1 protein-coding gene is annotated in these 1,406 nt (G+C 39.0%); it reads right to left on the bottom strand.

From position 1 onward, the window contains the following. Positions 1-171 precede the first annotated feature (171 nt). The gene (locus CV944_RS16965; RefSeq protein ID WP_033017188.1) at positions 172-1,356 is read right to left on the bottom strand and encodes an RNA-guided endonuclease InsQ/TnpB family protein; all 1,185 of its coding nucleotides are present in this window, start codon (positions 1,354-1,356) and stop codon (positions 172-174) included. Positions 1,357-1,406: the final 50 nt, after the last annotated feature.

Genomic DNA, 1,406 nt, shown 5'->3' with positions numbered 1-1,406 from the left:
CCTGTAGGCGTTGAAGTGGGGGTTTCTTGCCTTTTTCTTTCCGGGTGTTTCACGATACACCGGGTTTCCCGTGTATCTCGTGACCAAGCACGGAAACACAACAGAAAGAAATAGCAAGCAACATCATGCCAAAGCATGAAGGGTGGGAACTCACCATCTACTACTTCTCGCTTACGCGATCCGTAGATACTTGTGGTTCGTTATTTTCATCGGTCGGAATTCTCCATATAAGTGTTTTGTAAGAATATTGCATGCCGAATGGACATCCCGATGCTGAGAATAACCACAAGCACAAATAAAATTTCTAGAAGAAGGTTTTTTCTTCTTCCCGCAAACAGGACATGTTTGCGTGGTATACGATTCATCCACTTTTTCAAAAGTGATGCCTTTAGCTTCTAGTTTGTATTTCAAATAGTCGTAGAGTTTGCCAAAACACCAGTTCGATAATTTTTGGTTCACCAATTTGGATCGCTTTTTCTTTTTGTTGCGCTGGACGCCTTCGACATCGCCTATCATGAAATGTTTGACGTTTTGTTCCAAACACCAATCGACCAATTGTTTGGTCGTTTTATGCAAGCAGTCTTTTAATTGCGCTTCGCTTTTCGATAAAATATATTGCTTCGCGCGGTTATATTTTTTCCATTTACGCGAACCTTTTTTACATTTGGACATCTTTTTTTGCAGTTCTGCTATTTTTTTATTTCGAAGGCGATGAATGCTTCTTATTTTTCTACCGGTGATGATGATGCTGCTTCCGTTTTCGCTGACGGCACTAATGGCGTGAATTTCGCCAGGATCACCGGCAGCGATAGTTCCTTCTTTTTTAGTAGTTGGTTGTTCACCGTTTTCATAACTGAGGCAAAGCATGAGTTTCCAATGTTTCGCATCAAAAATGAGTTCGATTTCTTTGACAGTGCCGTTTGGAATTTGTTCTTTATCGATTTTCACTACAATAGGAGGTTGGTTTTTTCTTTCCCAGCGACCCATTTTCAGTTCAATGGTCCCATTTGGGTGAATGATAAATCCGTTATTTGCCCATTTCGTGTTGAAATATTTTTTCTGTTTGTACGGATATTTGTTATCTAGCCCTTTTTGTTTGGCTTTTTTGGCGCTGTCTCTGGCGTTCAAATATTTATGGCATACGGCTTGAATGCTTTGGCTATGGATCGGGTATTTGCCCTTCGTTTGTTTTTGAAGTTCGGTTTGGTTGATCCATTTTCCATTATTCTTTAATGCATAGTTTTTGGCAATGACTAAACAGTCATTCCAAATTTGAGCCGATATTCGGTTGCATTCGAATAATCGATCGATATCTTTTTTTGATGTTTGAAAAGGTATTTTGACCGTTCGATACATCCTTTCACCTCCTTACTTATAATATAAAATATGAATAATCGAAAATCTAT

The organism is Geobacillus sp. WSUCF-018B (genome assembly GCF_002809985.1).
Taxonomy (GTDB): domain Bacteria; phylum Bacillota; class Bacilli; order Bacillales; family Anoxybacillaceae; genus Geobacillus; species Geobacillus thermophilus.
Note: the sequence above shows the minus strand (reverse complement) of the source record. Positions and strands in the feature narration are given on the sequence as shown.